Origin of the sequence: Clostridioides sp. GD02367 (genome assembly GCF_045900275.1) — a bacterium.
Lineage (GTDB): Bacteria > Bacillota > Clostridia > Peptostreptococcales > Peptostreptococcaceae > Clostridioides > Clostridioides difficile_A.
The window spans coordinates 24,901-31,849 of sequence record NZ_JBJODK010000022.1; the positions used below are offsets into that span (position 1 = coordinate 24,901).

The window sequence follows — 6,949 nt, forward strand, 5'->3', positions numbered from 1 at the left end:
CTTTTCATACTAATTAGATTGATTTTTAGTGTAATTTAATTTTCCACCAGCTTTTAATACATCAACTTCTTTTGCTGATAATTCCGCCTTAACTTTAAAAGAAGTTCCTTTAGTTGTGTTTTTAACTTCCAAAATTCCACTATCTAAATTATCCAAAATATTTGGTATCTCAAGATTATCTAAAAGAGATAAATTTTCATAATCTTTCTCATCACAGAACTCCATTGGAATTATACCACTATTTATTAAATTAGCTTTATGGATTCTTGCAAAGCTCTTTACTATTACCCCTTTTACACCCAAATATAATGGTGCTAAAGCTGCATGCTCTCTACTTGAACCTTGCCCATAATTATCTCCACCAACTATAAATCCACCATTATTGTCTTTTGCTCTTTGAGGAAATTCTGTATCTACAGTATTAAAACAATAGTTTGCAAGATATGGTATATTACTTCTGAAAGGAAGTAATTTAGCATTTGATGGCATTATATGGTCAGTAGTTATATTATCTTCTGTCTTTAGTATAATTTTTCCATCTATAGACTGACTTAACTCTGTATTAAGAGGGAAAGGTTTTATATTAGGACCTCTAACTACTTCTACATCACTACCTACATCAGCAGGTTTTATTATCATGCTATCATCTATTAAAAACTCATCTACATCTAAGTCTGTAAATTTAATATCAAATTCTCTTGGGTCTGTAAGTTCTCCTTTTATTGCACTTACTGCTGCCACTTCTGGGCTCACTAAGTATACTTGTGCTGATAAAGTTCCACTTCTTCCATAGAAGTTTCTATTGAAAGTTCTTAAAGACACAGAATCAGTACCTGGAGATTGCCCCATTCCTATACATGGACCACAAGAATTTTCTAATATTCTAGCTCCGGAACTTATTATATCTGCCAAAGCTCCATTTCTAGCAATCATCTCCATAACTTGTCTTGAACCTGGTGCTATTACCAAACTCACATTCTTATGTACCTTATTTCCTTTTAAGATTTGAGCTACTTTCATTAAGTCTTCATAAGAAGAATTTGTACAACTTCCTATTGCAACTTGGTCTATTTTAATTTTTCCTATGTTTTCAACTTCATCTACATTATCTGGGCTATGAGGTTTTGCAGCTAATGGTTTTAATTCATCCAAGTTTATAGTAATCTCTTCATCATAAACTGCATCTGCATCTGGTTTTAGCTCTATCCATGCATCTCCTCTTCCTTGACTTTTGAAGAATTCTAGCGTTTTTTCATCGCTTGGGAAGATTGAAGTAGTTGCTCCAAGTTCAGCTCCCATATTTGTTATTGTAGCTCTTTGTGGAACAGATAAACTTTTTACACCTTCTCCACCATACTCATAAACTTTACCTACTCCACCTTTTACAGTTTGTTTTCTCAATACCTCTAATATTATATCTTTTGAAGATACCATATTGTTTAATTTTCCAACTAGATTCACTTTACAGACTTTTGGTGCTTTTATATAGTATGCTCCTCCTGCCATGGCAAGAGCAACATCTAACCCACCAGCTCCAATTGACATCATGCCCACACCTCCAGCAGTAGGTGTGTGGCTATCAGAACCTAAAAGTGTATCTCCTGGTGTTGAAAATCTTTCTAAAAATACTTGATGGCAAATACCATTTCCTGGTTTAGAGAAATAAACTCCATATCTATCTGCCACTGTTTGTATATATTTATGGTCATCTGCATTTTCAAATCCTTGTTGTAACATATTATGGTCTACAAATGCTACACTTCTTTTAGTTTTTACTTTATCTATCCCCATAGCTTCTAATTGAAGATATGTCATTGTTCCAGTAGAATCTTGTGTCAAAGTTTGGTCTATCTTTATACCAATTGAGTTACCAGCAACAGCTTCTCCATCTACTATATGTTTTTTAATTATTTTATAAACTATATTATCTCCCATATTTTCCTCCTAAACAATTATATCTTAAATGTATGAACCTCTAACTGCTTCTTCCTCTGTTGTTTCCTTCTCATGTGCTAATATATCACAATATAATTGAAGAATTTCTTTGTCCATTAAACTTCTTTTTAATCTTATTGATGTAGCTCTTATAGCATTTAATAGTTTGGTAGCGTTTTCTGGAGAAATATACATTTCGTATTCACTCAACTTATTTACAACTGCAGCTCTTCCTGAATGTTTACCTATTACTATTTTTCTTTCAAGATTTACTTCACTTGGGTCAAATGGCTCATAGTTATGTGGGTCTTTTAATGCTCCATCTGCATGTATACCAGATTCATGTATAAACATGTTATCTCCAACTACTGGTTTCCATGTAGGAAGAATTCTCCCTGATGCCTGTGACACATACTCACATATTCCTCTAAATTTTCTAGTATCTATGTTATTTAAATCACATTTATAAATACACTTAAGTGCCATTAAAACTTCTTCTAATGCTGCATTTCCTGCTCTTTCACCTAATCCATTTACTGTAACTCCAACATAATTTGCTCCTGCTGCTATTCCTGCAAGTGCATTTGCAGTTGCCATTCCAAAGTCATTATGTGTATGCATTTCTATGTCAAAATTAGTTCTTTCATAAAGAGTTTCTATTGTATTCTTTATAGAAAAAGGATTCATAACTCCTACTGTATCACAGTATCTAAATCTATCTGCTCCTGCTTGTTTTCCAACTTTTATAAATTCAGTTAAGAAGTCTATATCTGCTCTTGAAGCATCTTCTCCATTTACTGAAACATATAATCCATTTTGCTTTGCAAATTCAACTGTTTTAGCCATATTTTCTAAAACCCAACCTCTAGAAGTTCTCAATTTATTTTCTATATGAATGTCAGATACTGATATTGATATAGCTACTGCATCAACGCCACAAGAAATAGATTCTTCAACATCTTTTATTACTGCTCTATTCCAAGCCATTATATCTGATTTTAAGTTTCTACTACATATGTGCTTTATTACATTTTTTTCATCTCCACCCATAGTAGGTATACCAACTTCGATTTGGTCAACACCTAGGTCACTTAACATTTCAGCAATCATTATTTTTTCTCTATTTGCAAAAACAACCCCAGCTGTTTGCTCTCCGTCTCTTAAAGTAGTATCTACTATTTTTATTTCCTTTGCTCTATCTTTTGATATAATGCACATATTAATGCCCCCCTTAGTATACTTTTAATTTTAAAAACATTCGCTTTTATTTTTCATTGATACCTCTAACTTATGATTATTTTTTTATTTTTTATTCATTTTAATTTCATTTGCAATTTATTTTTTTGCCTTTTCATATCTTGTAATCTATTATATTACTTTATATCATTTATTGCACTATATTTTTTCTTTTTTGTGAAAACTTCTTAAAAATGAAAGTTATTATGTTTTTCTTGCATTTTAATTTAATTTTTAAATAGGTTTATTTTCAAAAAACCTTTAAAAATAAACCTATAAAATTCCTACTAAAATTTAATTTAAGATACATTCCATTTTAAAGTATCTTCATGTATTTCTAAACTATATAAATAATAATCAAAAAAATTACTAAAAATACTTACAAATATGATATTATTAATTGATTAATAAAAAAGAAAATTTTTCATGAAAGGTAAGATAATAATGGATTTCAAAAGCTTAGGGATTAGTGAAAATACAATAAATATTCTAGGAAAATCAGGAATAACAGCACCTACACCTATACAAAAAGAAAGTATTCAATTGATAAAAGAAGGAAAAGATGTTATAGCAGAGGCTCAAACTGGTACAGGAAAAACACTTGCTTTTTTGCTTCCAATATTTGAAAATATATCATTAGATATAGATGATATACAAGTACTTATACTCTCTCCAACAAGAGAACTAGCTATTCAAATAACAGAAGAAGCTATAAAACTTAAAGAATCTAAAGACGTAAATATTCTAGCAGCTTACGGAGGAAAGGATATTGGTTCTCAAATAAAGAAACTAAAAGGAAATATCCATATGATTATAGCTACACCAGGTAGACTTTTAGACCATCTAAATAGAAAAACGATTGACCTTAGTAAGTTAAAAACTTTTGTTTTAGATGAAGCAGACCAAATGTTGCTTATGGGATTTAAAAATGAAGTTGAAGCTATTTTAAAAGAAACTTCAAACAAAAAGCAAACATTATGCTTTTCTGCAACTATGAATTCTCAAGTAAAAAAATTAGCTTATAGATATACGAAAAACCCAGTTATAGTTTCTATTCAAAAAGAAGAAATTACTCTTAATAATATAAAACAAGAAGTAGTAGAAACTACAGATAGAAAAAAACTGGATGCTTTATGTAAAGTTTTAGATGAAGATAATCCTTTTATGGCAATAATATTTTGTAGAACTAAAAGAAGAGTTGACAATCTTGAAGAAGCACTTGCTATAAGAGGATACAATTGTCAAAAACTGCACAGTGATATTGCTCAATCAAAACGTGAAAGAATAATGAAATCATTTAGAAATTTAGATATACAATACTTAATAGCTACAGATGTTGCTTCTCGTGGTCTTGATATATCTGGAGTTAGTCATATATATAATTATGATTTGCCAGAAACATCAGAGGACTATATCCATCGTATTGGTAGAACTGGTAGAGCTGGCGAAGAAGGCTATACATGTGCTTTTATTGACCCTAAAAATGAACGAATGCTAAGTGAAATAGAAACAGCTATAGAATCTAAAATTAGTAGAAGAATTATAGAATTGTAATATATAGACTACTTAAAATGCCAATAGTATATAAACACTATAATATACAGAAAGTAGGTATCAACTTTTTCTTTATTATAATACTATTTTATATTGTATAAAAAAGCTGTAACCTTTATGATTACAGCTTTTTCTATCTATTATTAATTTTATATTACCTGTTTCCAAGTTGTTTAATATTAAATTTTACAAATAATCTCAATAAATATACTCAACTATTATTTATAATATTCTTTTTAAGAATACTTTTGATATTTCATCTACCTCTGCTTCACATTCCCATTTAGTTGGATTTTCAGCGATTCTCTTAACAAGTGGAATTATAGGTTCAAGATTTTTATCTACAAACAGTGGCAAAAGACATGAAATTATCCAATATTTCCAGTCATCATCGTCTTCTGAAAGAACATCCATTATTAATGGAGTAATTAACTCTTGATGTAGAGCCAAAACAGGTAAAATTTCTTTTGCAACAGGCCAGTTATAATCTTGCATCCATTCCAATAATCTATAACAAATCGGCCTTATGTCTTCATCAGATAATAATTTTAATTTTTCGATATTACTATTATCAGATTTATCTTTAGGGAGCAATTCTTCAATATTTTCCATAACTTAATTCTCCTAATAAATATATTATGTTCTTATATTTTCCAAATTTTAATTTATCAATTTATTTTTCAACCCTATTTTATCATATTTAAATAGTAATATACTCTATTTTTTTGACTATATTTTCGACTTATTAATTAAACTATCTCTTTTATTTAAAGTACTACTCACCTTATAAATTTTCAATATTTTCGTTTAATTCGGCTGGCCATTTAGCTTCTGGATGTTCCTTTGCAAATTTCTTATTCTTATAATGACCTAATGTAAGGAAAGGAATTACTATAGTGAATAGACCCAAATAGCCACAATATCCATATCCGTATTTAACTATATTACTTAATCCTGTAAGAGATATAAGCATTGACACTATCATTATTGCACAGGCTGTAAATACCCTTCTTTTCATTTTTGAAGAAAGGAAAGAAAGTGCTTTATGGTCTTCAAATCTATTTACAAGACCAAATATGGTAGTTACTCCTGTAGACATTAAGCAAAGGAATAATGCAACATTATAAATTATATATATAGTATTATTTCCAGATTGACTTGCAACATAAAGAGTAGGAAGTGTTGTTTGACCAGCAGCAGTAAATTCTTTATACCATCCCATTAACATAGTTACAGCAAGCCCTAACGCAACTGCATTCATAATAAATGAAACTACCATTGCTTTAGTCGCTTCTTTTGAGTTTTTAAGAAGTGGTCTTGAACATCCTGCAAGTGTAGGTATAACAACTGACTGAAAACCTGCATAAATAAAGGTATTGAGTATTGGCTTGATATATCCTGGTGTGAAACTAGTTCTATTTGATAATATTCCTGTTATTTCTGGTACCTTAGCTTTTATTCCTACAATAAAAATAGTAAGTGTACATATTAGTATAGCTATTGTCATTGCTGTAGCTGCTTTAGATACAAGCATAGCTCCAAATATAGTAAAGGCAAGAAGTACGATTCCTATAATAAATACAGATACAAAATAATTCATACCTATACTTTGGAATACTGCTGCTGCACCTGCTATTACAGCACTTACGGCTATTAAAACCATTAGATAGTAATATATTTCCCATATTATTTCAAGTTTTGGATATGGACTCCAAAGTTCACAAAATAAATCCTTATAATTCCTACAATTATTATTATTATACATTATAATAACTTCTCTCATAGTAGCAGTAAGTATAATCATTGCTAAAACTGCCATGAGTGGTGCTGTCCATCCATACTGCACATAATACTGAGTTTCTTGATTCCCTGTAGCAAATCCTCCTCCAGCATGAGAGCTAAAAAGAACACTTGCAACTCCAAAAATAGCTAAAATAGAGCCTGTTGCTTTTGCTTTTTTTACATTTTTTTGCATGAAACCATCCTCCCCTAAAAATTATAACGAAAGTTTATTTTTTAACACTTTCTTGATAAAACAATAACATTTTTGTTTCTTAAATTCAACCTGATTTTTCCAATAAATTAGCATTTATAGTTTATCTTTCACCTTATATTAAATATTTTTGATATATTTATTTTGTTTTTTAACTTATATTTAAATCTTTTTGTTTTTTATTCTTATGAAATGTCTTTTTTGATGTTAAATTTTATACAAATCATTTTT

General features: G+C 29.6%; 5 protein-coding genes. 1 reads left to right on the plus strand and 4 read right to left on the minus strand.

Going from position 1 to position 6,949, the window contains the following annotated elements:
* Positions 1-9 precede the first annotated feature (9 nt).
* Positions 10-1,935 carry an aconitate hydratase gene (locus Q3223_RS19290; protein WP_054269453.1) on the minus strand — a complete coding sequence of 642 codons (1,926 nt, stop codon included), beginning with the start codon at positions 1,933-1,935 and terminating at the stop codon, positions 10-12.
* A 24-nt stretch (positions 1,936-1,959) separates the two neighbouring features.
* A complete protein-coding gene (gene nifV / locus Q3223_RS19295) occupies positions 1,960-3,153 on the minus strand; it encodes a homocitrate synthase (RefSeq protein ID WP_054269452.1) in 1,194 nt (397 codons plus the stop codon).
* A gap of 444 nt (positions 3,154-3,597) precedes the next feature.
* On the opposite strand from nifV, the gene Q3223_RS19300 reads away from it, so the two are divergent.
* A complete protein-coding gene (locus Q3223_RS19300) occupies positions 3,598-4,725 on the plus strand; it encodes a DEAD/DEAH box helicase (RefSeq protein WP_227832446.1) in 1,128 nt (375 codons plus the stop codon).
* Between the two features lie 222 nt (positions 4,726-4,947).
* On the opposite strand, the gene Q3223_RS19305 is transcribed toward Q3223_RS19300, so the two are convergent.
* Complete coding sequence (locus Q3223_RS19305; protein WP_074179209.1) at positions 4,948-5,337, minus strand: DUF5071 domain-containing protein; 390 nt, start codon at positions 5,335-5,337, stop codon at positions 4,948-4,950.
* 172 nt (positions 5,338-5,509) lie between these two features.
* Positions 5,510-6,700 carry a hypothetical protein gene (locus Q3223_RS19310; RefSeq protein ID WP_054269450.1) on the minus strand — a complete coding sequence of 397 codons (1,191 nt, stop codon included), beginning with the start codon at positions 6,698-6,700 and terminating at the stop codon, positions 5,510-5,512.
* Positions 6,701-6,949 lie beyond the last annotated feature (249 nt).

Coding starts and splice junctions, on each gene's coding strand:
- Q3223_RS19290 (WP_054269453.1), bottom strand. CDS start 1,935: ATGGGAGATAATATAGTTTATAAAATAATTAAAAAACATATAGTAGAT.
- nifV (WP_054269452.1), bottom strand. CDS start 3,153: ATGTGCATTATATCAAAAGATAGAGCAAAGGAAATAAAAATAGTAGAT.
- Q3223_RS19300 (WP_227832446.1), top strand. CDS start 3,598: ATGAAAGGTAAGATAATAATGGATTTCAAAAGCTTAGGGATTAGTGAA.
- Q3223_RS19305 (WP_074179209.1), bottom strand. CDS start 5,337: ATGGAAAATATTGAAGAATTGCTCCCTAAAGATAAATCTGATAATAGT.
- Q3223_RS19310 (WP_054269450.1), bottom strand. CDS start 6,700: ATGCAAAAAAATGTAAAAAAAGCAAAAGCAACAGGCTCTATTTTAGCT.